Source organism: Streptomyces spiralis, from assembly GCF_014654675.1.
Taxonomy (GTDB): domain Bacteria; phylum Actinomycetota; class Actinomycetes; order Streptomycetales; family Streptomycetaceae; genus Streptomyces; species Streptomyces spiralis.
Genome location: NZ_BNBC01000059.1, coordinates 10,113 through 32,298 on the forward strand (window position 1 = coordinate 10,113; position 22,186 = coordinate 32,298).

A 22,186-nucleotide genomic window follows, 5' to 3' on the forward strand; every position below is an offset into this window, starting at 1 on the left:
GCCCCGGCCGCTGCCACCACGAACGCGGTCGGCCTGGACGCCGGGATCACCTCCCTGGTGACCCTGTCCACCGGGGAGAAGATCGCCAACCCCAAGCACGAGCGGCGTGACCGCGCCCGGCTGGCCCGCGCGCAGCGTGAGCTGTCGCGGAAGGCGAAGGGCTCGAACAACCGGGAGAAGGCCCGGCGTCGCGTCGCCAAGGTCCACGCGCGGATCACCGACCGTCGCCGGGACTTCCTGCACAAGCTGTCGACTCGTCTTGTCCGTGAGAACCAAGCGGTCGTGATCGAGGACCTCACCGTCCGCAATCTGCTGAAGAACGGCCGCCTCGCGCGCGCCATCTCGGATGCGTCGTGGACGGAACTGCGCTTGATGCTGGAGTACAAGTGCGCCTGGTACGGGCGTGAACTCGTCGTGATCGACCGTTTCTTCCCCAGCTCGAAGCTGTGCGGGGCATGCGGCACGGTCGCGGCGAAGCTGTCGCTGAACGTCCGCCAGTGGACGTGCGACTGCGGCGCGGTGCACGACCGCGACGTGAACGCGGCACGCAACATCCTGGCCGCCGGGCTGGCGGCGTCTGCCTGTGGAGACGGTGTAAGACCTCAACGGGAGTCCTCCCGGACGGGGCGGTCGTCGGTGAAGCAGGAACCCCAGCGGGCGACCGCTGGAATCCCCCGCCTTTAGGCGGGGGAGGAGGTCAAATTGACGACGACGCCGACGATCTCGAGCATCTCCTCCGGGCTGAAGTGCGCAGCGACGGCGTCGTGAAGGCGCTGGAACGCCGCGTCACGGGCCCGACAGATGATCTACACCCGAGACATCCGCCGAACACCAGCATGACCACCCCGAACGACCCTCACGCCACCACCCTGACCCGCTACTCAAGTGCGCGTCAGCCGAGCTTGGACACCTGGTAGTGGCAGATGTACCACTCGTCGGCGATGCGCCGGAGCACAACGCTGAGGGTCACCTGGAGAGTCGGTCGGTCGGTGAACGAGAAGTCGACATCGAGGTAGCCGAGCAGGACATCCTCGGCGAGGCTCCGTGCCGCCAGCACCTCGTAGTCGGCCGCCAGCCCGATCGGCTGGGACTCGTAGTACTCGGCCACTCCCTGACGGCCGACGCTGTGGGGGCGAAGCCCCTGGAAGAAGGCGTCCTCGGTGAAGACCGAGGCGGCCTCCTCCGGCTTGTGCGCGTCGACCGCGGCCTTCCACCGGTCCATGACGCCACGCAGAATCGCTTCCTGCGCCGCTGTACGGTTCATCTTTCCTCCGTGAGTTGTTGTGCGGCCCGGGTGGGCGGCATGACGCGGTGGCGGGGGGTGCGGGCTGCGGGCCGTGACCTCCTGACCGCTGGGGATCAGGCTCCGGGTCCGCCGGCCGGGCCCGGGTCGTTGGGGTGCGGCTGCAGGGCGGTGACCTCGGCGGTCATCCAGGGCCACAGAGGGAGGGTGCCGAGCACCTTCTCGCGCAGGTCGGCCTCGTCGTCCGCGCGCCACAGGCCGATGCTGCGGAGCTCGCCGACCGGGCGCCACAACCGGGCCAGGTGACCGGTGGCGGCCAGTTCCCTGGCCCGGACGGCCTCGGCGGCACGGCGCCGGGTGACCTCGTCCGGATCGGTACCCTCGGGCACGGTCGTGGTGAGCACGACCAGGAACTCCTTCATCGTCTTTCGTCCTCTCTCGGTCGGCTGCCGGTGTCGTGGGGTGCACCGCCTCGGGTGGGGCGGCATCCCGCGGGCCGGGCGAGCCGGTAGTGCACAGGGGGGATGGGAGTATGCTCCGCCGATCACCGTCGGCCGGCGAGGCGTGGCCGCCCGTCCGGCCCGGTCACGGCGGAACCGCCATGACCCGCCGCCCGCGGACGATTGTCGGGGTCCTGCGTGCGATTCGGCGAGGGGTGGCCTGGATGCGGGACGCGGTCCTGGCGGCCTCGCCCACGGGGTTACTCGTCGGACGCACGGTCGACGAATAAGACGACCGGTCGCCTATGCTAGATGACCGGTCTACTGAAGTCAAGGTCGCTGGATCCGGCAGGCGCGCAGGCGCCGCCGGTCCACGGGACGGTGCTCGTGAAGGGGTCCGGTCGGCGCTGTCCGGGCGAAGCCGTCGTCTGGGCGCAGCCGCGTCGTCCGGGCGGCGCGGGTGTGCGGGGTGTTACCGCAGGACGACGCCGAAGACGATGTGGAAGAACGCCTCGACCGGCGCCGCGGACTTGTCGGCCCGGGCCGCGATCAGCGCACCCTCCCAGGCGCTCAGGATGAACAGCGCGGCGGCCGTCGTGTCGAGGGCGCCGTCGAGATCGCCGGCCTCTTGGGCCTCGACGAGGACCTGCCGGATGTGTGAGGCCCAACGGTCGAACCCGCGCTGGACGGCGGAGCGGATCTCCTCGTTGTGGTCCGCCACCTCAGCGCCGAGGTTGCCGGCGAGGCACCCGCGGACGAACCCGTTGTCGAGGGTGTCCCCGCCGAGGTACTCGAAGTGCTCCCGGAGCCGTTCCAGCGCAGGCCGTCCGGGCGCGGTGAGCATGTCGAGGCGCAGGGTGTCGGCGTACCGGCTCAGCGCCTCCAGCGCGCTCTCCTCCTTGCTGGAGAAGTGGTTGTAGAACGACCCCTTGGGGACGCCGGCGGCCTTGGTGATGTCACTGATGCCCGTGGCGTTGAAGCCGCGCGCGCGGAACTGCTGGAGAGCAGCCTGCGCGATCTCCTCCCGCTTGGACGCACGTCCCATCTCCATCACCTCCGGTCAAATATGGCCGGTCGCCTTGCCAGGAGTCAAACGCCGGGACGCGGCGGCGTCGGCTGGACATCAGGTAAGTCGACCGGTCATATTGGAGTCCGACGACGTCTCGTCGCCGTCCCGGCCCGAGCCCGTGCCGTAGAGGCACACCGGGTGCGCCACTCCCCAGGGGACCGGCTCCCCTCTCGCGCGCAGGGCTCCGGAACAACACTCAGGAGCAGCAGCACATGTCCACCTACCGAGCTTTCGAGGCGACCGGTGTCCACAACCTCCGCCTGGTCGAGCGTGAACTGGCCGATCCGGCACCGGGGCACGTCCGGCTGCGGGTCGAGGCCTGCGGTATATGCCACACCGACGTGCTGGCCGTGGAGGGCCTGCGCCAGGACCCCTCGCAGCCGGTCGTCCCGGGACACGAGATCGTCGGCGTCATCGACGCAGTCGGAGCCGGCGTCACCGCCTGGCAGCCCGGCGACCGCGTCGGTGTCGGCTTCCTCAACGGACACTGCTGGGAATGCGAGCCCTGCCGCCGCGGTGACTTCGTCAACTGCCTGAAGCAGGAGCAGACCGGAACGACGACCGACGGCGGCTACGCGGAGGTGGCCTACGCCCGGGCCAGCGGGCTGGTGCGCATCCCTGACGGCATCTCCGCGCTCGACGCGGCGCCGCTCCTGTGCGCCGGCCTGACCACCTTCGCCGCGTTGCAGCGGGGCCAGGCCCGCGCAGGGTCCCTGGTCGCCGTGCAGGGCATCGGCGGGCTCGGTCACCTGGCCCTGCAGTACGCACGCAGCCTCGGTCACCGCGTCGCGGCCGTGGCCCGGGGCGGCGAGAAGGAGGCACTCGCCCGCCGGCTGGGCGCCGACGAGTACATCGACAGCACCAGCACCGACCCCGGAGCCGCACTGCGCGACCTGGGCGGCGCCTCGATCATCATCGCCACCGCCTCCAGCGGTTCCTCCATGAACCCGCTGGTCCAGGGACTGGCCCCGAACGGTCGGCTGATCGTGGTCGGCGCCGCCCCCGATCCGCTGACCCTCGCGACCCCCGACCTGATCTTCGGTACCCGCTCGGTCGTCGGCAGTCTGACCGGTTCCGCCATCGAGAACGAGGACAACCTCGCGTTCACTCTGGCCCACGGCATTCGTCCCAGCGTGGAGGTCATGTCCTTCGACCGAGCCATGGAGGGATACGAGCGGATGCTCTCGGGCAAGGCCCGCTTCCGCGTCGTGCTCGACGTGGCCGCCTGAGACACCGACGGTGGGGCGAGGTCACTGCCCGGCAGGCCGGGGCGACGCCGGCCGGGCAGTGACGCGGCCCGGCCCAGACCGGTCGGGGATCGGGCGGCAGGGTGTACCGGGCCGGCCGGTCGGGCAACGCCACCTCGGTCGGAGCGCCGGGCACCGAACCCACGTCGATCTGCCTGCCGCTCCCCCGCTCCTCCGGGTCAGAGCAGGCCGGCGAGCCGCTGGATCGTGGGTGCGGCGGGCTCTTCCTTCGCCTGACGGCGCCCCGTTCCGGCCCACAGATGGACGAGACGGGTGTCGCCGGCAACCGTGTCCGCCCTGCGCAGCGGGGCGGTGAGGTGGTGCGGGGCCGGACAGCCGACGGGGCTCCAGCCTGTAGCGATGGGCCTCGCCACGCGACACGCCGGAGCCGTTTTCGCCGACGGGGCTCAGCCGCCCAGGCTCAGAGGAACGAACCGAGCAGCGTCACCGCGGCGAGCCGGCGCGCATCGAGGACGGCCTTCTCCACGTCGCCGTCCGGTTCACGCCGGTCCTGGCAGTTCACCCGGCGAAGGAGAGACGTCATGGCCTCCTGGTCCTTGTCGCCGTGGGACAGAGCGGCGAGGAATCGCCTCATCTCGCGGCTCCCCGTCAGAGTCCGAGATCCAGGGCAAGGCAGGAGAAGTACTGCCAGGATCCCTCGGGGTTGTAGGAAGCGCCGATCCCCCCGTTCGGCGAGACCTCCCTCACTTCGGTCATGTCCTCGTAGCGGATACGCTCGGGCAGCTTGCCGAACCGCGCAATCCGCGCCGAAGCAGCGAGATCCACCGCGCCGTCGTCACTCATGGTCATTCTCCGCTCTGCCGGTTCTGCGGGTTCTGCCGTTCTCAGATCGCGCCCTTTGCGCACGAAGCCCAGACTGCATCCGCTTGCGTCACCTGTCAAGGCGGTGACGGGCGAGTGTGGGCAGAGGGGCAGAGGCAGCACGGGAGGTGTCGTCACACCGTTACGGGGTGAAGCTCCTCCAAAAGGCCAGGGGGGACATTGAATGGTCGTGGGCGGCGCCCCAGGTAGGGCAGCCGCTCATCGGATCGCGTCCGATCCGCCGGGGATCCCGAAGACGGGCGTGAGTCCGGCCCGCGCCACGGCGTGCTCCACGAGCCGGAAGCCGAGCCAGGCTGGGGTCGCCTCCGTGGTGACATCGAGCGTGGCGGCGTCCAACGCGTGGACGACGAACATGTATCGGTGAGGCGGATCTCCCGGCGGTGGCGCGGCGCCGAGGAAGCCGCGCCGGCCTGCGTCGTTGACCAGCATCTTCGCCCCGGCAGGCAGGTTCTCCCCACTGGCGTCGCCCGTACCTGTAGGCAGTTCGTCCACCGACGCCGGAATGTCGTAGACCGCCCAGTGCCAGAAGCCGCTGACCGTCAGCGCGTCCGGGTCGTAGCAGGTGACCGCGAAGCTCAGCGTCCGGGCCGGATAGCCGGTCCACGCCAAGTGCGGGGAGCGGTCCTGACCGGGACCGCCGAACAGGCCGCTGCACTGGGCCACGTTCAGAGTTTCCCCGTCCGCGATATCGGCGCTGCGCAGCGTGAACTTCTGCACGGGAGGCAACCTCTTATAAGGATCATAAAGAGGCATGCCCGTTCTCCCTGAGCTGGAGCCGCCTGAGCGAGACCGAGGCGGGCGGCGCCGTACATACGGGCGCACGATGTTCCGGCACTCAGAAGGATAGGTCCTTGCAGCTCTCGACGCTTCCGCTGCAAGCCGCGTGACCTGGTCGCACCGGCACCGTGCGCCAAGGACGGAAACCTCCTGCTCGCGTACGCATGTCAGTGACGGCCCGCCGGACTTCCGGCGGGCCGCTGCCGTACGACTGCTGCGGCAGAGCTCCCGCAGTTGGAGCGTCGAGGACGAGTTTGCTCGGGTGGGTGGGTCAGTAGCGGGCGCCGATGGGGGCCGGGATGGCATCGAGGTCGGCGAGGTCGGCCGGGGACAGCTGGACGTCCGCGCCACCCGCGTTGTCGGCGAGGTACTTGGGGGTCTTGGTGCCCGGAATGGGCACAACGTGCTCGCCCTGGGCGACGAGCCAGGCCAGGGCCACCTGCGCCGGAGTGGCGCCGATCCGGTCGGCGACGCCGCGGACCCTGGCCGCGATGTCCAGGTTGGCCCGGAGGTTGTCCTGCTGGAAGCGGGGCAGACGCCGCCGCTGGTCGTTCTCCGGCAGTTCGTCGAAGGAGCTGAAGCGGCCCAGGAGGAAGCCACGGCCCAGTGGCGAGTACGGCAGCAGGCCGATGCCGTGCTCCCTGCAGTAGGGCAGGACCTCGGCCTGGACGTCGCGGGTCCACAGGGAGAACTCCGACTGCACGGTGGTCACCGGGTGGATGGCCTGCGCGCGCTGGATCTGCTCCACGCTCACCTCGGACAGACCGATGTGACGCGCCTTGCCGGCCGCGACGGCCTCGGCCAGGGCGCCCCAGGTCTCCTCGAGAGGAACCTCCGGGTCCACGCGGTGGAGCTGGTAGAGGTCGATGTGATCGGTGCCCAGACGGCGAAGGCTCGCGTCGACGGCGGAGCGAGCCGATGCACCGGCTCACGACCGGCGACCTGGAGCGGGACGTCGCTGACCGGCTGGGTGCCGACGTCCGCACGGGGTCTGCGGGTGTCAGGTGGCGGTGGGCCAGGACCGCAGCAGGGTGGCGATCTTCCCGGCGGTGCAGCCGGGGTCGAGGAGCAGGTTTTTGAGGGCGATGGCATCCTCGCGGGCGGGCTTGACGGGAATCCCGACGGCGTCCAGGTACATGACGCCGGTGGCGGCGGCGACGGCCAGGTTGGAGCGCTCCAGCCAACGGCACCGGCCCAGCGTGTGCACCAAGGCCGCGGCCTTGGCATAGGGGCCGTCGTAGATCGGCTGCTCGAACAGCTCGGCCCGGTGACGGGCGACCGCCGACACGGGAACACCGTAGTCGTCAGGGGCCGGATCGTTCGCCCCGGCAGCCTCTGCGACCTGCAGGATCCAGGCGACGTCGATGTGCAGATCCATCAGGCCGCGCGTGGTCCCCGAGGTGTCTGCTGGGCTTCCTCGGCCTCGTCGAAGACCGCCTGGTGTTCGGCCAGGAAGTGGGCGGCCGCGTCCACCGCACGGGCACGCAGACCGCTGGCGTCATCCTGTACAAGCCGGGCGAGGTAGTCCCCGACACTCAATCCCAGGTCGGCGGCGCGCTTCTTCGCGAGTTCCGCAACGTCCTCATCCACGCGCGCGCCCAGCTGCGTCTTGGCCATGCCGACATGGTAACAGCTGTTACCAGATCTGCCCAGGCCCGGGGCGTCTGGTGGCGAGCAGGGCGCGGTCAGGCGCCGCTAGGTGTCATTGCCGGGCGCTCTCCGTCCTTTTTCGTCGTTCTTGCTGTGGTGGTGCGGTGGGTGCGTTCGATGGCCTGGCCCCAGTAGGTTCCGGCGATCATGAGCATGGCGCCGAGGGTGGCCCAGAGGGTGAGCCGTTCACCGCCGAGGCTGATCCCGAAGGCGACGGCCCAGATCGGTTCGGTGCCCAGCAGAAGGCTGGCCCGGCTGGCGGAGGTGCGCTGCACGGCCCAGGTCTGGGCAAGGAAGGCGAACACGCTGCAGAACAGGGCGAGATAGACCAGTTGAGTCCAGGTGGTGGCACTGCTGTGGGCCAGGTCGGGCAGGCGGGTGAGGGCCGGTGTCAAGAACAGGGCTGAGCCGACGACGGTCTGTACGGTCGTCAGGTTGAGCGGGTCCAGGGGGCGGCCGACGGTGAGCCGTCCGACGAGCGCGACGTGTCCGGCCCGGACGACTGCGGCGGCGAGTACCAGCGCATCTCCGAGTCGTGGTGCGTGCAGTCCGGTGCTGGAGGTGAGCAGCCCGACGGCCAGGACACACAGACCGGCGGCCAGGGAGAACGTCGAGGGCAGCCTGCGGCTGCCGGTGCGGTCCAGCAGCGGTGTCAGCACAATGGTCAGGCTGATGATCAGTCCGGCGTTCGCGGCGCTGGTATGCGCCACCCCGTAGGTCTCCAGCACGAGCACGGCCGCCTGTGTGACTCCCAGCAGCAGCCCGGCGCGGAGCTCTTCGCGGGTGCAGCGGCGCGTTCGGCGGGAGGCGACCAGGGCGCCGCAGGCGAGCGCGGAGATCGCGTACCGGACGAACAACACCGTCATGACCGGGAGCGCGACGGTGGCCGTCTTGGCCGAGAGATAGCTGGATCCCCAGACCAGGGCGACCAGGACAAGTACCGCATCGGTACGGCGGGCAACAGGCATGGCGCCAACGCTGTCACCCTGGAACATTGAAGGCTATGACCAACTTCTAAAACAAAGATGTAGCAGCTCTACACTGTCGGCATGGATGAACGGCAGCTGCGGATCCTGCGTGAGCTGGGAGATCTGGGCAGTGTCAGCGCGGTCGCCGAGGCTCTGCACGTGACGCCGTCCGCGATTTCGCAGCAGCTGCGGTTGCTGCAGCGCTCGCTACCCGTCCCGCTCACCGAGCGTGCGGGGCGTCGGGTGGTGTTGACCGACGCCGGGCAAGCCCTGGCCGCGGCGGCCATCGAGGTGGAGAGCGCCCTGGCCCGGGCACGTCACACCGTCACCGACTTCGCCAAGCAGCCCGACGGCGACGTATCGGTGGCTGCGTTCCACAGTGCGGCCTCCGCGTTCTTTCCGGTCCTGCTGCGCAGGCTCGCCGGCCAGGGTCGCCCCCGCCTGACCCTTGGCGACGAAGACGTCGCCCAGGACCGTTTCCCCGCACTCACGCGTGACTACGATCTCGTGCTCGCTCACCGCCTCGACCATGGTCCGCCCTGGCCGCGCACCGTGGCCTCCACCACGCTCCTGCACGAGCCCCTCGACATCGCCCTGCCGGCCGGCCACCCACTGGCCTCCAAACCGTTGCTCACACCGCAGGACGTGGCAGACCAGCCGTGGATCACCGTTCACGACGGCTTCCCGCTGATGGCCACCATCGAGGCCATCGCCAGCGTCGCCAACCGCCGGCTCGACATCGTCCACCGCATCAACGAATTCGCGGTGGTCGCCGAGGCCGTAGCCGCCGGCGGCGGCCTGGCGTTGATGCCGCGCTGGACCGCCCGTGCGCACCCCGACGTGGTCCTCAGGCCGCTGAGCGGAGTGCACGCCCGTCGCCACATCGACGTTCTCCACCGACCCGAGCGCACTGCCCGGAACGCCGTCCGAACAGTCCTTGCCGAGTTGCACCGCGCCGCCGCAGAGATCCGGGGGCGAGACGCCTGAGCGCTCCTGCCACCGACCGCGGGTGAAGCTCCGCAGCGCATTCTGAAATGGCCAGTGGGAGGCCGACACTCCCAGCAGGGAGGAAGGCGGTCCTGGAGTCTACGCAGGTGGCAAGGGCAGTCTGGGCTCATGCGACACGGCCGGTACGTCACATCCCAGGCTCTCGGCTCCGGGGAGCAGCCCGGAGTCGGTGCCCTTGACCCTGCGCAGAGCCGGGTCTGCGTGACGACTGGTCCACCGCGTCGAGGAACTCGATGCGCACCCTGTGGCCGATCCGGCAGCGCCGCTTTGGCCCTCATGACCGGCGGCCGACGAAGAAGAGGACCACATCGCACCATGAGCACGTTCACCGGGATCGCCCACATAGCCGTCGTGGTACGCGACATGGCTGCCAGCGTGGACTGGTACGGGCGCGCGCTCGGATTCGAGCCCGTCGGCGAGGCGAGGCCCGGACCCGTCGAGGCGGGGCATCCCCGGCAGATCATGCATCACTCCGGCAGCGGACTCGTCCTGGCCGTGCACGAGCCGCTGCGTCGCAGCGACGACATGTTCGACCCGTCCCGTACCGGACTCGATCATTTCTCGCTCGCCGTGTCCGGCCGTGCAGCTCTGGACGGTTGGGCCCGGCGCCTGGACGATCTCGGGGTGCCCCGTTCGCCGGTGCGGGATGCGGGCTACGCGGAATTCATCTCCGTACCCGACCCCGACGGAATCGCCTGGGAGTTGTGGGCCATCAAGGAGCACTGAGCGTGCCGAACCCGTGCCGGGTGCGCCTCGGCACGGACGGAGGGACCTGCCGTCGGCGGGGCTCGTCTCCCCTGGACCGGCACGCCTTCCAGGCTTCCGCAACGGTCACTTGAGGATCTCGAGCAGCCGGTCTGCGAGTACCCCGGCCGAGTGGGGGTTCTGTCCGGTGATGAGGTTGCGGTCCTCGACCATGTACGGCTCCCAGATCGGACCGCGACTGAAGTCGACGCCGACCTTCTCCTTGAGCTCGGTCTCCAGCAGCCACGGTGCCCTGGGGGCCAGGCCGACGGCCTCTTCCTCCTCGTCGGTGAAGCACGTGACCCGGTAGCCCTTGAACGGCGACTCGCCGTGGATCCTGGTGGCCAGCATCGAGGCGGGGGCGTGGCACACGATCGCAAGTGGCCTGCCCGAGGCGAGCTGCGCCGTCAGCAGTCGGCCGGCGTCGGCGTCGAACGCCAGGTCCGCCATCGGACCATGACCACCGGGCAGGTACACCGCGTCGTAGTCCTCCAGGCGGACGTCCGACAGCTTCAGCGGCCGCCGCATCACCTCGGCGGATCGGATGATGGCCTCCAGTTCGAGCGCTCCCTCCTCACCACCGGCCATGGAGGGACGCAGGCTCATCATGTCGACGTTGGGAATCACGCCGTCCGGTGTCGCGACCACGACCTCGTGGCCGGCTTCCGTGACCTTCTTGTACGGCATCGCGAATTCTTCGGCCCAGTAGCCCGTCGCATATCTGGTGCCGTCCTTCAGCACCCAGTACCTCGCCCCACTCACGATGAAGAGGACTCTCGCCATGGCACACACCTCCTGGTCCCCTGACCGGTGAACCTATGGAGTTCGGCTCAGATTCATACGTGACCAGGCATTTGCCGAGCTTCTCCATTCCACGCCCGGCATCACGGTCCGGCAAGTCGGCAACGTTCCGCGTCCAGCCCGCCCTTTGACACTCGTGAACTGATCAATTAGGTTAGTAGACGACCGGTCGGATATGGGATCGGATACAGCCCGCGGCAGCGTCGGCTGCCCTGCGACAGGGCAGGCACACAGTGGAGCCGAGCGGACCGGAAACCGGATGGCCGACAGTCGTCACCACTACTGCCCGTTCCGCAGGAGACACTCATGAGCAGGACGTTTCTCATCACCGGCGTCAGCAGCGGCCTGGGCCAGGCCTTCGCCCGGGAAGCACTGGCCGCCGGCAACCTCGTCGTCGGCACCGTCCGCAGTCCGGAGCAGGTCGAACTCTTCGAGGCGCTGGCCCCCGGGCGCGCCGTCGGCAGGCTGCTGGACGTGACCGACGATCGGGCAGTCGCGACGGTGTTCGACGACGTCGAGCGGACCGTCGGCCCCGTCGACGTGCTGATCAGCAACGCCGGGTACGGCCTGGAGGGCACCGTCGAGGAGACCAGCATCGAGGACGCGCGTCGGCAGTTCGACGTCAACGTGTTCGGCAGCGTCGCCGTCATCAAGGCCGTCCTGCCCCACATGCGGCGGCGACGGGGCGGCCACATCTTCGTCGTGTCCTCCATGGCCGGGCTGACGGCGCTGCCCGGCGTCGCCTTCTACGGCGCGAGCAAGTTCGCCATGGAGGGGATCGCCGCCTCGCTGGCCCAGGAAGTCGCCGGTTTCGGCATCCACGTGACCTCGCTGGCCCTGGGCTCGTTCCGCACGGACTGGGCCGGCCGCTCGATGGTCCGCACCCCGCGCACCGTGGCGGACTACGACGAGGTGTTCGGCCCCATCCGGGCCGCCCGGCAGGCGAAGGACGGACGGCAGGCCGGCGACCCCGCGCGTGCCGCCAGGGCCGTGCTTCAGGTCCTCGACAGTGACAAGCCGCCCGTCCATCTCGTGCTCGGCAGCGACGCCGTGCGCCTGGTCGAGCAGGGACAGCGGCAACTCGCCGACGATCTGGCCGCTTGGTCCGAGCTGTCGGCCTCCACCGACTTCCGTACCGACGACTGATCACGCCCCGTGCCACCACGGCACCCGTAGCAACAGCAAGAGGAGTTCCGATGGAGGCATCCGCCTCGCACACGTCCCCGATCCCCGTCGATTTCTTCGCCGACCCCGTGTGCCCGTGGACCTGGCTGACATCCCGCTGGATTCTCGAGGTCGCCGACAGGCGCCCCGTCAAGGTGTCCTGGCACGTCATGAGCCTGTCCATCCTGAACGAGAACCGGCTGGACGACCTGCCCGAGCGCATCCGTGTGCTGATGGGCGAGGCCTGGGCACCGGTACGCGTCCTGACCGCCGCCCGCCTCACCCACGGGCCCGAGGTGGTGGAACCCCTCTACACCGCCCTCGGTAGCCGCTACCACCTCCAGCAGCAGCCCAAGAACCGGGCCACGCTGGAAGCGGCTCTGCGGGATGCAGGACTGCCCGTGGACCTGGCTGCCGCCGGCGACACGGATCGCTACGACGAGGAACTGCGAGCGTCCCACACCCGGGGCATCACCCTGGTCGGTCAGGACGTCGGCAGTCCGATCATCGCCGTCCCCGGCGCCGACGCGAGCAGCGACCCCATCGCCTTCTTCGGCCCCGTCGTCAACCCCGCCCCCAAGGGCGAGGACGCCGCCCGGCTCTGGGACGGCCTGATCACCGTCGCTTCCACGCCGAGCTTCTACGAGATCAAGCGGACGCGCACCGGCGGGCCGGACTTCGGCTGACGCACCAGGGCCCGGTCGATCGGCCCACGAACTCCGGGCGGCCCCGACCGGGCTCCGCTGGACCGCGCTGGACGGCAGCAATACGCAGTCCCGTCGGCGCCGCAACCCCTGCCGTCGCGGGTGAAACGGGCCGCGGCGGAGCCGGCGCGTGGCGCAGTACATGCTGAGTGGGGCCCAACAGGTCTCACGCCCCCTTCGTCATGCAGCGAGCGTGCACCAGGTGGCCGAGCCGTCTTCGCTCGTATCCCAATCCGTGGCCAAGGCATCGACGATGAGCAGGCCCCGGCCGCGTTCCTCCTCCGGCCCCGGGTGCCGCAGCTGCGGGTGGCCGTGGGTGTTGTCGTCCACCTCCAGGCGGACGACGCCGTCGGCGACCGACAAGGACAGCGTGATGCGGTCGCTGCGTGTGTGCCGGACGGCGTTGCCGGCGATCTCGCTGACGAGGACCTCCATCGTGTCGGTGAGTGCGGCCAACCCCCACTCGGTCAGATGAGCTCGGCTCACGGCTCGCAGGTGCCGTACGCGCCAGGGCTCGGGGGTGATCGAGATGATGATGAAGGCTTGGCTCATGGCTCGCTTCTCGAGGCACTCGTCGGTTGGGCGATGGGTCGCCCCTTTGCGACTGGCCGTCCCCACGGCGAACCGTTGGTGACTCTAACCGACCGGTCGACTACAAGGGGGTAGGGGCGGCGTCCTAGCGAGCCGACTTCGGCGATGGAGATCCTCGCGGGCTCCGTACCCGCCTCCCTCGCCGCAGACGACCGACCACCCCCACCGGCAACCGCTCAAGGCGCGCAAGATGGTGGCCGCGCCGCCGGACGCGGTCCCGTCCTGTCCGGGCTCACTTCCCGACGGGCTGGGCCGTGTCCGTTGCGCAGGAGGCCGTCTCCTCCTCGCGCGGTGGCCGGGCAGCCGCCGGAGGCGACGGCATGACGGTGCCGGGAAGGCGGACGCGGCGCAGTCGAGGCCGCTCGTCTCTGAACCGGGGGCGCTTCATCGCTTCTCCCAACGTCGCGTCGACATGTGATGCCCGCAGCGCTCGAGGCAACGACGGTGCGACGGGGCGGGGCGGGGTGAATGATCACAAGAACTTCCGCCGCCGCCGACGCATTCCGGGACGGCCGGCAAAAGTGCTGTGAGGGGGGTCACTTCACAGGCGTCCACAGCCGTGCCGTTCTGATGGCGCGTCAATCCCGCGTCCCTCAAGGGGCGATCCACACGTCCCATCGCCTTCGCCCAGGCCGTCGCCGAGCCGACCGTGGATGGCGGCCACGCGGCGGCGGCCCGGGCCGGGCAGCGGTCACTCGGCCGACCGAGCTTCGTCGGTGTCCATGGAGGCGAGCCGGTGTTCAGCGGTGGGTTGCGAGCGCCGGACCGGCTGACCCGGCGTGGGCAGATGGTGCGGGAACCCGAAGCGAAGGACGAAGGCGGCGAGCGCCGCGGCCAGGACGACGGCAGCGGCCAGGACGAGGGCCTGGTGGTAGCCGTGGTGGAGCAGGGGGGTGACGGCCAGTGGGCCCAGGATCTGGCCGACCGAGTATCCGGCCGTCAGAAGCGCCACCGCGCGGGGGAACCGCAGGTGTGCGCCCGCTGCGAGGGCCAGCGTGCTCACGCCTATGAACGTGGCACCGAAGAGCGCCGCGGAGATCAGTGCGGCGGCGACCCCGCCGACCAGCGCGGGCAGGGCGATGCCCACGGCTTGCACGCCCAGTGCGGCCAGCAGGAGGTCCGGGCGGGACCAGCGGCGTCCCAGCGCCGCCCACAGCGCGGAGGAGGGGACGGCCGCCAGGCCCACCAGCACCCACGCACCGCTGCCGATCCAGCCGGGCGAGGTCTGCTCGATGGCCGCGACCAGGAATGTCCCGGCGATGATGTAGCCGACACCCTCCAGCGTGTAGGACGCGAACAGGGCACTGAACGAGCGATGGAGGCGCGGACCGGCCGGCCGCTCCGGTGCCGCGGACTCCGGAGCGGACGCGGGCTGCGGGGCGACCGGCTCGGGCCGCAGACCCCAGGCGACGAAGGTCAGCGCGGCGGCCAGGGCCGCGGAGGCCCACCACGCGGTCTCCCAGTCGCCGGCCGTGCGCAGTACCAGGACGAGCACACCGGACAGGGCGATGCCGGCGCCGACACCACCGAACGCCCAGCCGGGCAGGTGGGCCGGGTGGTCTCGCAGGTGACTGAGCAGCGAGCTCACGGCGATCACGAAGATCAGCGCGCTGAAGATACCCGCGCCCAGCCGCAGGAGCACCCACACGGCGGTGGTGTGCGTCAGTGGCATCATCGCCAGAGAGGCGACCAGCGCCAGCAGGCAAGCGCGGAGTACGGCCGCGGAGCGCACCAGCGCCGGGAGCAGCGTTCCGGCGAGAGCGCCGATCAGGTACCCCACGTAATTGGCGGTGGCCAGGTTCGCTCCGGCGCCGGCCGACAGTCCGGCCTGGGCGTGCATCAGCGGGAGGATCGGGGTGTAGACGAAGCGGCCGACGCCCATGCCGGTCGCCAGCGCGGCGGCGGCTTGGGCGACGTGGACCCACGGCGAAGGAGGCCGCCCTCCCGCGGCGTGCAGATGGCCTTGCGACGGTGTTGAGGTCATGTGATGTTCCTCGGCGGTCCTCGATACGTCAGTGACGGGGCAGGAGTTCGCGCGGTGGCCCGGCGCCGCTTCGCGGCGTCGCGGCAGTCATGTGACGCTCCGAGTCGCGCACCGGTCGTGGGTGGCGCTGCCTGTCGGGAGCCGTGCGCTTGCGTTCCTCCGCGCGGCGGCAAGATGGCCGAGGTCGGGTGCTGCCTCCGGGGTACCGGTCCGTCCGCTCACCATGCCCTCAGGGTGCGCCCGCGACCATGGCACGATCCAGGACCGGCATCCTCAATGCTGGGAGCCTCAGCCTCGTACGGAGAGAGGAAACGTCGGCAGCCGGCCTACTCTGTCATAGTCGATCGGTCGTATACTCGTGGTATGGGCCGGACAAGTGATGCCAAGGAAAAGATCCTGACCGCCGCGCGGTCACTCATCGAGCTGCGCGGCTACTCGGCTCTGGGCGTGGCCGAGATCTGCAAGACGGCAGGCGTGCCGAAGGGCAGTTTCTACTACTTCTTCGAGTCGAAGGAGGCGCTCGCGCTCGCCGTGATCGACGAACACTGGGCCGCAGAACGACGCGAGTGGACCCGGATCCTCAAGGACGACGCGGAGCCACTTCAGCGACTGCGGCAGTTGTTCGAGGCGACACAGGCCACTCAGCAGGCCGGCCAGGACAGCTGCGGAACGATCTCGGGCTGCATGTTCGGAAATCTCTCCCTGGAGATGAGCAATCAGACCGAGGCCGTACGCGAACGGCTCCAAGAGATCTTCGAAGCCCAGGTCGAGATGGTCGAGGCGGTCATCACCGAGGCCCGTGCGCGCGGCGAGGTGACCGTGGCGGACACGCGTACCGCCGCCCAGTCGGTCGTCGCCCAGCTCGAGGGCCAGGTGCTGTTCGCCAAGCTCTACAACAACACTTCTCCGCTCAACGCCCTCTGGACCAATTGCCTGGCACTCCTGGGTGCTCGTACACCGGTGCAGGTCTGACCCGGCGGACGCGGTCGCGCACCCGCTCGCTGACGCGTGGTCCGGCCGGACCGGCACTCACGCTGTCGGCACGCGGAAGGCCTGCGCCACAGCGCTACCGGCGCGACCGCGACGGCGAGGCCGCCCGCGCGGGCGAGGCTCCCCGTGCCTCGGTCCGCTTGCGCGCACGATAGGCAGCCGCCTTGATCCTGTTGCCGCACGGGTCCATGGCACACCACTCCCGGCGGCCTCCGTGCGACCGGTCGAGATAGACCTGGGTGCACTCGGGCCTGCTGCATTCCTTGAGCAACGCCGCTTCCGGTCCGCCGAGCAACCGCACGGCCTCCCGCGCGATCGACGACAGCGCCTGCTGCGGCGTCGCATCGACGCGGCGCCCCTCCCGGGTGAGCTGGGGCACTGCGGACGGCGTACGCGCCGTGCCGTTGACCAGCTCCAGAGCGGCGGCGTCATAGTCGTCGCCCGCCAGCGTGGCGACCAGGAGCAGGTAGACCGCCTCACGAAGAGCGATCGCCCGCTCCACGTCGGACGGTTTGCAGGGCGTGTCCCCGTCGACGAGACCGGACTCACGGAACCAGGCCTCGAGACTCTCCGGACTCGTGAGCATTTCGGTGGGCACGGCATTGCGCCGTGCGCGCAGCGTTCCGACGAAGTCCAGCACCGGAGCACCGCACTTGAAGACATGCACCATGTCACCATTTTGGCAGGTGACGAGAAGCACGACAAGTCTCCTGGCGCCCCGGCCGCGCGGCACTCCGGCAAGGTACGCCGGGTCCGTCACCGATCAGGACGCTGCGCGCTTCGGCAGCCTCCAGTTGGGGCGCGGGAAGTGGCATGTGTAGCCGTCCGGGTAACGCTGGAGGTAGTCCTGGTGCTCAGGCTCGGCCTCCCAGAACGGGCCGGCGGGTACGACCTCGGTCACCACCGGCCCCGGCCACAACCCCGACGCCTCGACATCGGCGATGGTGTCCTGCGCGATGCGTCGCTGCTCGTCGTCGAGATAGAAGATGGCGGAGCGGTAGCTGAGGCCCACGTCATTGCCCTGCCGGTTCTTCGTGCTCGGATCGTGGATCTGGAAGAAGTACTCCAGGATGGTGCGGTAGTCGGTGACAGCGGGATCGAAAGTGATCTCGATCGACTCGGCATGCTTCCCGTGGTCGCGGTACGTGGGATGGGGCATGTCGTCGCCGCTGTAGCCCACCCGCGTCGTGACCACACCGGGAAGCGTCCGGATCAGCTCCTGCATACCCCAGAAGCAACCGCCCGCCAGTACGGCCTTTTCGTGCACGTCAGTCATGGCGCATCGTCTTTCCTTAGGAGACCTGCCTGGCAACCGACCAGGACCCACCAGGATGAGGGTACTCTCGTCACCTATCAAGGTGGTAACCGGTGGACGGACGTCGGCGCGCTTCCGTCACATGGGCGCTATGCGCTCCAGCACCCGCGTGGCCGCAACGATGTCGCAGCCTTCCAGACGGGAGAAGATGTGACGTCGCACGCTCGCAAGATTCGTGGGCCACGCCTGTTTCAGCTGTGTCCAGCCGGAACTGGTGAGCACGGCGAGCCATGCCCGCCCGTCCTCCGGGCACTTCTGGCGCAGCACGAGCGACTGCGATTCCAGGCGGTTCACCACTCTGGTCATGCCGCTCAGGGAGAGCCCGCAGGCCTGGGCCAGTTCGCTCATGCGCAGCTGGTTGTCCGGTGCTTCGGAAAGGTGCACCAGGACCATGTACTCCCCGCCGGTGATCGGCTGTTCCTTGAGCATCTCGGCGTCGACGACGCGAGGCAGTTGTGTCATCACCCTGCCGAGAACGCGCAGGAACGCCTCCTCGTCCTGACTGAGAGGCTCGATCGTCGTCGGGGTCGGCATGCGCACAGTGTAGTTGGCGGAGGCCGACCGCCCGCGACGGTACAGGCACTGGACTCCGGGCCATGAGTCCGCTAGACCGTGTCCGCCTTCTCGGGCACGCCGGCAACGGACTCCTCGCGCAGCCACCGGGCGTGGTGCCGGTCCGCCCAGGACCGGCTGACGTGGCCGGTGCGCATTCCCAGCCTTGCCTCCGGATCCTCGAACGCCTTGCGCATGTGGCCGAGCAGGACGATGACGATCGCCCAGGCGAGACAGTCGTGCACGAAGATGGCGCTGGTGCGCGAGACCAAGGGCAGCAGTCCGATGAACCACATCAGCAGTCCGGTGAACATCATCACGAGCACCGCACCCGCGATCCAGCCCGCGTAGATCTTCTGGCCCGCGTTGAACTTGCCGGCCGGGCGCGCCTCGGGGGACGTGCGGCGCCTGCGGACGCTCCGAAGCCACTGTCTGTCGTACACAGCGAAGCGGTTCAGCCTGCGCAGGTCCGCGCGGAAGTCGGAGGAGAGGAGTCCCAGCAGGGAGGGCACCGGAAGGGCGATGCCCGACCACTCGTGGATCGTGACCATGAGGGGACGCCGGCCGACCAGTTGGGCGAGCGGAGCGATGTACAGGCAGGCGGAGGTCACCAGGCAGAGCAGCATCAGCCACCCGGTGGCCCGGTGAATCATGCGCTCGGCAGTACTGAAACGGCGAACCCTGTCGGGCGGCTCAGGCCGCGTCGTTGTGCCGCTCGGCGTCGTCGAGCCAGCCGTCGACGGCATAACCGCGCTCCTCCCAGTAGCCGGGGACGACCTTGTCGGTGACCGAGATGCCGGACAGCCACTTGGCCGACTTGTAGAAGTACATGGGGGCCACGTAGAGGCGGACCGGTCCGCCGTGCTCGTGGGTGATCGGCTTGTGCTGCATGTTCAGTGCCACCAGGACGTCCGAGCGGCGCGCCTGCTCCAGAGTGAGGCTTTCGGTGTAGGCGCCGTCGAAACATCTGAACCGGACCGCCGCACCTTCGGAACGCACCCCGGCGGCGTCCAGGAGGTCGGCCAGCTTCACCCCTTCGAAGGGCGTCTTGTCCACCCGCCATCCGTCGGTGCACACGACGTCGCCGACAACGCGGGTCTGCGGCATCGCACGCAGTTCGGGCAGCGTGTACGTCCTCGGCCGGTCCACCAGTCCGCCGACGCGAAGCTGGTAGTTCGTCTCGTTCTTGCGGGGCACCGAGCCGACGACGCTGTAGTAGCGGAAGCCGCCCGGATTGGGCAGAAGCCCGGTGATGCCCGTCGCGTCGACCTGCGAAGCGGCGCCGAGGAACCCTTCCCAGCCGCGCTGCAGATACGGGGCGGCGGCCAGGCCCGCGGCTCCCGCGCCCAGCATGCCCAGCATCGCCCGCCGCCCTACGGGTGCGCCGGCGGGCGTGCGCTTCGGCTTTTCTGCCATGGTCAGTGCTCCTTCGAGGGGGCGACGATCCCGGCGGCACGCCGCCGTGTGAACGGCAGCGGTCGGCCGCACACACGTGTGCACACCGGCGAGCCGTCCGACTTCACTATCGTCACCTGTTCAAGTGGTGACAGTCGTCAGTCGAAGCGGGAACCTGCCGGACCGTACCCCGACATCGCCGCGTCGGCTGCCCAGCTCCAGACCTGCGTGGCATCGGGCCAGTCGCCGCCCGGGATATCGGGGGCCTCGGACGGCGCGACACCGAAGGCCGCGGATGTGTCGACGGCGGCGGAGGAACCGACGGTGGCCGTGGCCGAGAGTCCGACGCCGGCGGACCGACGCTGCTCGGCGATGTGTGCGGGTGTGTACGTCATGGAGGTCATGCCTTGGCCCGTCTCTGTCCGGTCGGCACCGGTGTGGTTGGTGGCAGGGGAAGGTGCGGGTTGGGGTCGGCCAGGGGGCAGGTCAGGCGGCGGCGGCGTTGATGGTGACGGGGATGTTGCCGCGGGTGGCCTTGGAGTAGGGGCAGATCTGGTGCGCGGCGTGCGCGAGTTCTTCGGCGGTCTGCTGGTCGACGCCACCCAGGGTCGGGTTGAGGGTCGCCGAGAGGGAGAATTCGCCGTCGTCGCCGTGGGTGAGGGTGATCTCCGCAGTGATGACCGTGCTGGTGAGCCTGATCTTGCGGATGCCGGCGGCACGGCGCAGAGCACCGAGGAAGCAGGCAGCCCAGCCGGCGGCGAAGAGCTGTTCGGGGTTGGTGGCGGTGCCGACGCCGCCGAGTTCCCTGGGGAGGGCGAGGCCGGTCTGGAGCAGGCCGTCGGAGGAATGGACGTGGCCGCCGTTGCGGCCTTCTCCGTCGACGTTGACGACGGCGGTGTAGCTGACTGCCATGGCTTGCGCTCCCCATGCGGGTCGGTTCCTATGTGACGCCTCTCCGTTCACGCTCGACATGCATCACCGGTTGAGGCGGTGACGAAATCATGGCAGGGCAGTGCGTCACCCGTCAAGGTGGTGATCGTGGTGTAGTGGGACGCCGTCGCTGCCATGGCCGACGGTTATGGCGATATGACACCGCCGTGGTCGAGACGGTCGTGCTTGACCCACCGCCGGTAATCGGCGCCGACCTCAAGGCCGACCTCGCCGAGGCCGCCGGCCGCGAGCAGACCCTGCGGTGGATGAGCAAGCGGATCCGGCGACGGTGGAACTGTTCCGGACCTACGGCGCGGTGCTTCTCGCGCCGGTCACTTCCGCTCCAACGCGGCCAGGCGCAGCTCAAGCTGGTCAACCCGGTGCCGAAGCAGGGTGACTTGGGCTTCCAGGCTGACTTCTCGTTCTGCCCTGCGCTGGATGCGCGGTGACGCGGCGGCGCGCTGGATCACCGCCTCCAACTGGACCAGGCGCTGTGGCCCGTTCGGGCCGTCCACCAGCCGGGACTGGATCTCGCCGTTGCGGTACCAGGAGCGCAGGGCCGAGCGGGAAACGCCGGTCTCTGCTTCCGCCTTGGCCAACGTGACCCAGCGGCTCTCGTCCAACTGCTCGAACAACTCCAGCTCGTTCTGCCAGCGCGCGAGCCGGTCCTCCCAGTCCGACGGTGTCTCCATCACACCCACACCCCTCCCTTTGGCATGGAGCCCTATCAATAACAGTGTATTGACATGGTTGCGACCATAGAGCCATGACTTTTGAAAGGTTCTCGGTGAAAGCCCGTCGGGTGGTCGTCGCGGCCCAGGAGCAGGCGAGGCTGCTCAAGCACGACCACATCGGCACGGAGCACCTCCTGTTGGGGCTGCTCGACGTGCAGGACAGCGTGGCGGCGAAAGTTCTCCACCAACTCGGATACGACAAGGAGACGGCGCAGGTCGACGTCGCCGCGGTGGTCAAGCCCGGCACGGAGGAGCTCAGCGGACATATCCCGTTCGCACCGCACGCGAAGGAGACGCTGGAACTCGCGCTGCGCGAGGCGCAGCAGCTTCATCACAACCACATCGGTACGGAACACATCCTGCTCGCCCTGATCAGGGAAGGAGGGGGCGCCGGCGCGAAGGTGCTTGCCCAACGGATCAGTCCGATCAGCAAGGTCCGTGCCGCGGTGCTGGCATCCGTGGAAGGTTCGCAGGATGTCGCGGCCGGCTCATGGCCGGCAGGCACACCCGCCACCGAGGACACCGTAGCCGCCGCCAGAGCGCTGGCCGGTGGCGCACCGGTCGGCAGCCATCACCTGCTCGAGGCGATGCTGCGGGCGGAGAACAGCATGGCGGCCAGGGTGCTGCGCGAACTCGGCGTCGACCCGGACACGGTCGCCGCCAAGATCGACGAACTGGATCCGGAGACGACCACGGACGCGAACCCGGAGGAAGCCGCGGCGCGCAAGATGGACATCCGGCTGGTCGATGATGAAGTGCACCTGATCCTGCGGGACCCGGCAACGGTCACGCTCGCCAAGAAGGTCACCGAGCTGTCCGACGGCCTGATCCAGGGCGTCGGGCCGGTCGCCGGCATGTTCGTCCCGCTGTGGCGGTCGACCAACCATCTGCTGCTCCAGATGCAGCGCCTGCTGGAACCGGAACCCGAGGAAGAGGACGGATCCGCCGAGAGCAAGGTGGCCAAGGCCGTGCGTACGGTCCTCAGGCCCCGGCTCCGCCGGTGAACCGGCTGCGACCACAACTGACCAGGTTCCCGG

29 protein-coding genes and 1 pseudogene are annotated in these 22,186 nt (G+C 69.4%); 8 read left to right on the forward strand and 22 right to left on the reverse strand.

Annotated elements, in window-relative coordinates; all coding sequences use genetic code 11:
- Positions 1–684 (forward strand): RNA-guided endonuclease TnpB family protein (locus IE318_RS45635; protein WP_229904032.1); only part of this gene is annotated, 684 nt, incomplete at its 5' end.
- A 208-nt stretch (positions 685–892) separates the two neighbouring features.
- Here IE318_RS45635 and IE318_RS38375 read toward each other — a convergent pair.
- From IE318_RS38375 to IE318_RS38385, 3 genes are all read right to left on the reverse strand, one after another.
- Positions 893–1,264 carry a YybH family protein gene (locus IE318_RS38375; protein ID WP_189907539.1) on the reverse strand — a complete coding sequence of 124 codons (372 nt, stop codon included), beginning with the start codon at positions 1,262–1,264 and terminating at the stop codon, positions 893–895.
- 95 nt (positions 1,265–1,359) lie between these two features.
- Positions 1,360–1,665: a muconolactone Delta-isomerase family protein gene (locus IE318_RS38380; RefSeq protein ID WP_030179798.1), complete on the reverse strand. Its 306-nt coding sequence runs from the start codon at positions 1,663–1,665 to the stop codon at positions 1,360–1,362.
- Positions 1,666–2,155: 490 nt separating this feature from the next.
- Positions 2,156–2,728, reverse strand: coding sequence for a TetR/AcrR family transcriptional regulator (locus IE318_RS38385; RefSeq protein WP_189907540.1), 573 nt, complete (start codon positions 2,726–2,728; stop codon positions 2,156–2,158).
- Between the two features lie 236 nt (positions 2,729–2,964).
- On the opposite strand from IE318_RS38385, the gene IE318_RS38390 reads away from it, so the two are divergent.
- Positions 2,965–3,981 carry an alcohol dehydrogenase catalytic domain-containing protein gene (locus tag IE318_RS38390; protein WP_189907541.1) on the forward strand — a complete coding sequence of 339 codons (1,017 nt, stop codon included), beginning with the start codon at positions 2,965–2,967 and terminating at the stop codon, positions 3,979–3,981.
- Positions 3,982–4,178: 197 nt separating this feature from the next.
- On the opposite strand, the gene IE318_RS38395 is transcribed toward IE318_RS38390, so the two are convergent.
- From IE318_RS38395 to IE318_RS38430, 8 genes and pseudogenes are all read right to left on the reverse strand, one after another.
- Entirely contained in the window at positions 4,179–4,373 is a 195-nt protein-coding gene (locus tag IE318_RS38395; protein WP_229904033.1) for a hypothetical protein, read from the reverse strand.
- Positions 4,374–4,420: 47 nt separating this feature from the next.
- Positions 4,421–4,594, reverse strand: a complete 174-nt coding sequence (locus tag IE318_RS38400) for a hypothetical protein (RefSeq protein WP_189907542.1) — start codon at positions 4,592–4,594, stop codon at positions 4,421–4,423.
- Positions 4,595–4,608: 14 nt separating this feature from the next.
- Positions 4,609–4,803 carry a hypothetical protein gene (locus IE318_RS38405; protein WP_189907543.1) on the reverse strand — a complete coding sequence of 65 codons (195 nt, stop codon included), beginning with the start codon at positions 4,801–4,803 and terminating at the stop codon, positions 4,609–4,611.
- A gap of 237 nt (positions 4,804–5,040) precedes the next feature.
- Positions 5,041–5,595: a YbhB/YbcL family Raf kinase inhibitor-like protein gene (locus IE318_RS38410; protein ID WP_189907544.1), complete on the reverse strand. Its 555-nt coding sequence runs from the start codon at positions 5,593–5,595 to the stop codon at positions 5,041–5,043.
- Positions 5,596–5,890: 295 nt separating this feature from the next.
- A pseudogene (locus tag IE318_RS38415) lies at positions 5,891–6,532 on the reverse strand (aldo/keto reductase); the annotation flags it as partial.
- An 87-nt stretch (positions 6,533–6,619) separates the two neighbouring features.
- On the reverse strand, positions 6,620–6,997 hold the full coding sequence (locus IE318_RS38420; protein WP_030179812.1) for a hypothetical protein: 378 nt from the start codon (positions 6,995–6,997) through the stop codon (positions 6,620–6,622).
- Entirely contained in the window at positions 6,997–7,236 is a 240-nt protein-coding gene (locus IE318_RS38425) for a hypothetical protein (protein WP_030179814.1), read from the reverse strand. Before IE318_RS38425 ends, IE318_RS38420 begins: the two co-directional genes overlap by 1 nt.
- Before the next feature lie 68 nt (positions 7,237–7,304).
- Positions 7,305–8,237 carry a DMT family transporter gene (locus tag IE318_RS38430; protein WP_189907545.1) on the reverse strand — a complete coding sequence of 311 codons (933 nt, stop codon included), beginning with the start codon at positions 8,235–8,237 and terminating at the stop codon, positions 7,305–7,307.
- A gap of 81 nt (positions 8,238–8,318) precedes the next feature.
- On the opposite strand from IE318_RS38430, the gene IE318_RS38435 reads away from it, so the two are divergent.
- On the forward strand, positions 8,319–9,224 hold the full coding sequence (locus IE318_RS38435) for a LysR family transcriptional regulator (protein ID WP_189907546.1): 906 nt from the start codon (positions 8,319–8,321) through the stop codon (positions 9,222–9,224).
- 336 nt (positions 9,225–9,560) lie between these two features.
- A complete protein-coding gene (locus IE318_RS38440) occupies positions 9,561–9,971 on the forward strand; it encodes a VOC family protein (RefSeq protein WP_189907547.1) in 411 nt (136 codons plus the stop codon).
- 105 nt (positions 9,972–10,076) lie between these two features.
- Here IE318_RS38440 and IE318_RS38445 read toward each other — a convergent pair whose 3' ends face one another.
- Positions 10,077–10,772, reverse strand: coding sequence for a type 1 glutamine amidotransferase domain-containing protein (locus tag IE318_RS38445; protein ID WP_030179825.1), 696 nt, complete (start codon positions 10,770–10,772; stop codon positions 10,077–10,079).
- Positions 10,773–11,096: 324 nt separating this feature from the next.
- Here IE318_RS38445 and IE318_RS38450 point away from each other — a divergent pair, with 324 nt between their 5' ends.
- Positions 11,097–11,936 (forward strand): oxidoreductase, encoded by an 840-nt coding sequence (locus IE318_RS38450; RefSeq protein ID WP_189907548.1) that lies wholly within the window; start codon positions 11,097–11,099, stop codon positions 11,934–11,936.
- A 50-nt stretch (positions 11,937–11,986) separates the two neighbouring features.
- The gene (locus IE318_RS38455; RefSeq protein WP_189907549.1) at positions 11,987–12,640 is read left to right on the forward strand and encodes a mycothiol-dependent nitroreductase Rv2466c family protein; all 654 of its coding nucleotides are present in this window, start codon (positions 11,987–11,989) and stop codon (positions 12,638–12,640) included.
- Positions 12,641–12,838: 198 nt separating this feature from the next.
- Here IE318_RS38455 and IE318_RS38460 read toward each other — a convergent pair whose 3' ends face one another.
- Positions 12,839–13,210: an ATP-binding protein gene (locus IE318_RS38460; RefSeq protein ID WP_189907550.1), complete on the reverse strand. Its 372-nt coding sequence runs from the start codon at positions 13,208–13,210 to the stop codon at positions 12,839–12,841.
- A gap of 730 nt (positions 13,211–13,940) precedes the next feature.
- Positions 13,941–15,131, reverse strand: a complete 1,191-nt coding sequence (locus IE318_RS38465) for a YbfB/YjiJ family MFS transporter (protein ID WP_189907575.1) — start codon at positions 15,129–15,131, stop codon at positions 13,941–13,943.
- A 465-nt stretch (positions 15,132–15,596) separates the two neighbouring features.
- Here IE318_RS38465 and IE318_RS38470 point away from each other — a divergent pair, with 465 nt between their 5' ends.
- Positions 15,597–16,205, forward strand: coding sequence for a TetR/AcrR family transcriptional regulator (locus IE318_RS38470; RefSeq protein ID WP_189907551.1), 609 nt, complete (start codon positions 15,597–15,599; stop codon positions 16,203–16,205).
- A 94-nt stretch (positions 16,206–16,299) separates the two neighbouring features.
- On the opposite strand, the gene IE318_RS38475 is transcribed toward IE318_RS38470, so the two are convergent.
- The 8 genes from IE318_RS38475 to IE318_RS38510 form a co-directional block, all read right to left on the reverse strand.
- Positions 16,300–16,893 carry a CGNR zinc finger domain-containing protein gene (locus tag IE318_RS38475; protein ID WP_189907576.1) on the reverse strand — a complete coding sequence of 198 codons (594 nt, stop codon included), beginning with the start codon at positions 16,891–16,893 and terminating at the stop codon, positions 16,300–16,302.
- 93 nt (positions 16,894–16,986) lie between these two features.
- A complete protein-coding gene (gene msrA, locus IE318_RS38480; RefSeq protein WP_189907552.1) occupies positions 16,987–17,499 on the reverse strand; it encodes a peptide-methionine (S)-S-oxide reductase MsrA in 513 nt (170 codons plus the stop codon).
- 117 nt (positions 17,500–17,616) lie between these two features.
- Positions 17,617–18,072 (reverse strand): MarR family winged helix-turn-helix transcriptional regulator, encoded by a 456-nt coding sequence (locus tag IE318_RS38485; protein ID WP_030179846.1) that lies wholly within the window; start codon positions 18,070–18,072, stop codon positions 17,617–17,619.
- Positions 18,073–18,143: 71 nt separating this feature from the next.
- Positions 18,144–18,836 (reverse strand): cytochrome b/b6 domain-containing protein, encoded by a 693-nt coding sequence (locus IE318_RS38490; RefSeq protein WP_189907553.1) that lies wholly within the window; start codon positions 18,834–18,836, stop codon positions 18,144–18,146.
- Positions 18,784–19,506, reverse strand: a complete 723-nt coding sequence (locus IE318_RS38495) for a molybdopterin-dependent oxidoreductase (RefSeq protein WP_189907554.1) — start codon at positions 19,504–19,506, stop codon at positions 18,784–18,786. The genes IE318_RS38490 and IE318_RS38495 overlap by 53 nt, the downstream gene beginning before the upstream one ends.
- A gap of 137 nt (positions 19,507–19,643) precedes the next feature.
- A complete protein-coding gene (locus IE318_RS38500) occupies positions 19,644–19,880 on the reverse strand; it encodes a hypothetical protein (protein ID WP_189907555.1) in 237 nt (78 codons plus the stop codon).
- A gap of 91 nt (positions 19,881–19,971) precedes the next feature.
- The gene (locus IE318_RS38505) at positions 19,972–20,397 is read right to left on the reverse strand and encodes an organic hydroperoxide resistance protein (RefSeq protein WP_189907556.1); all 426 of its coding nucleotides are present in this window, start codon (positions 20,395–20,397) and stop codon (positions 19,972–19,974) included.
- Between the two features lie 350 nt (positions 20,398–20,747).
- Complete coding sequence (locus tag IE318_RS38510) at positions 20,748–21,107, reverse strand: excisionase (protein WP_189907577.1); 360 nt, start codon at positions 21,105–21,107, stop codon at positions 20,748–20,750.
- 74 nt (positions 21,108–21,181) lie between these two features.
- Here IE318_RS38510 and IE318_RS38515 point away from each other — a divergent pair, with 74 nt between their 5' ends.
- Positions 21,182–22,153 (forward strand): Clp protease N-terminal domain-containing protein, encoded by a 972-nt coding sequence (locus IE318_RS38515; RefSeq protein WP_189907557.1) that lies wholly within the window; start codon positions 21,182–21,184, stop codon positions 22,151–22,153.
- The last annotated feature ends 33 nt before the right edge of the window (positions 22,154–22,186 follow it).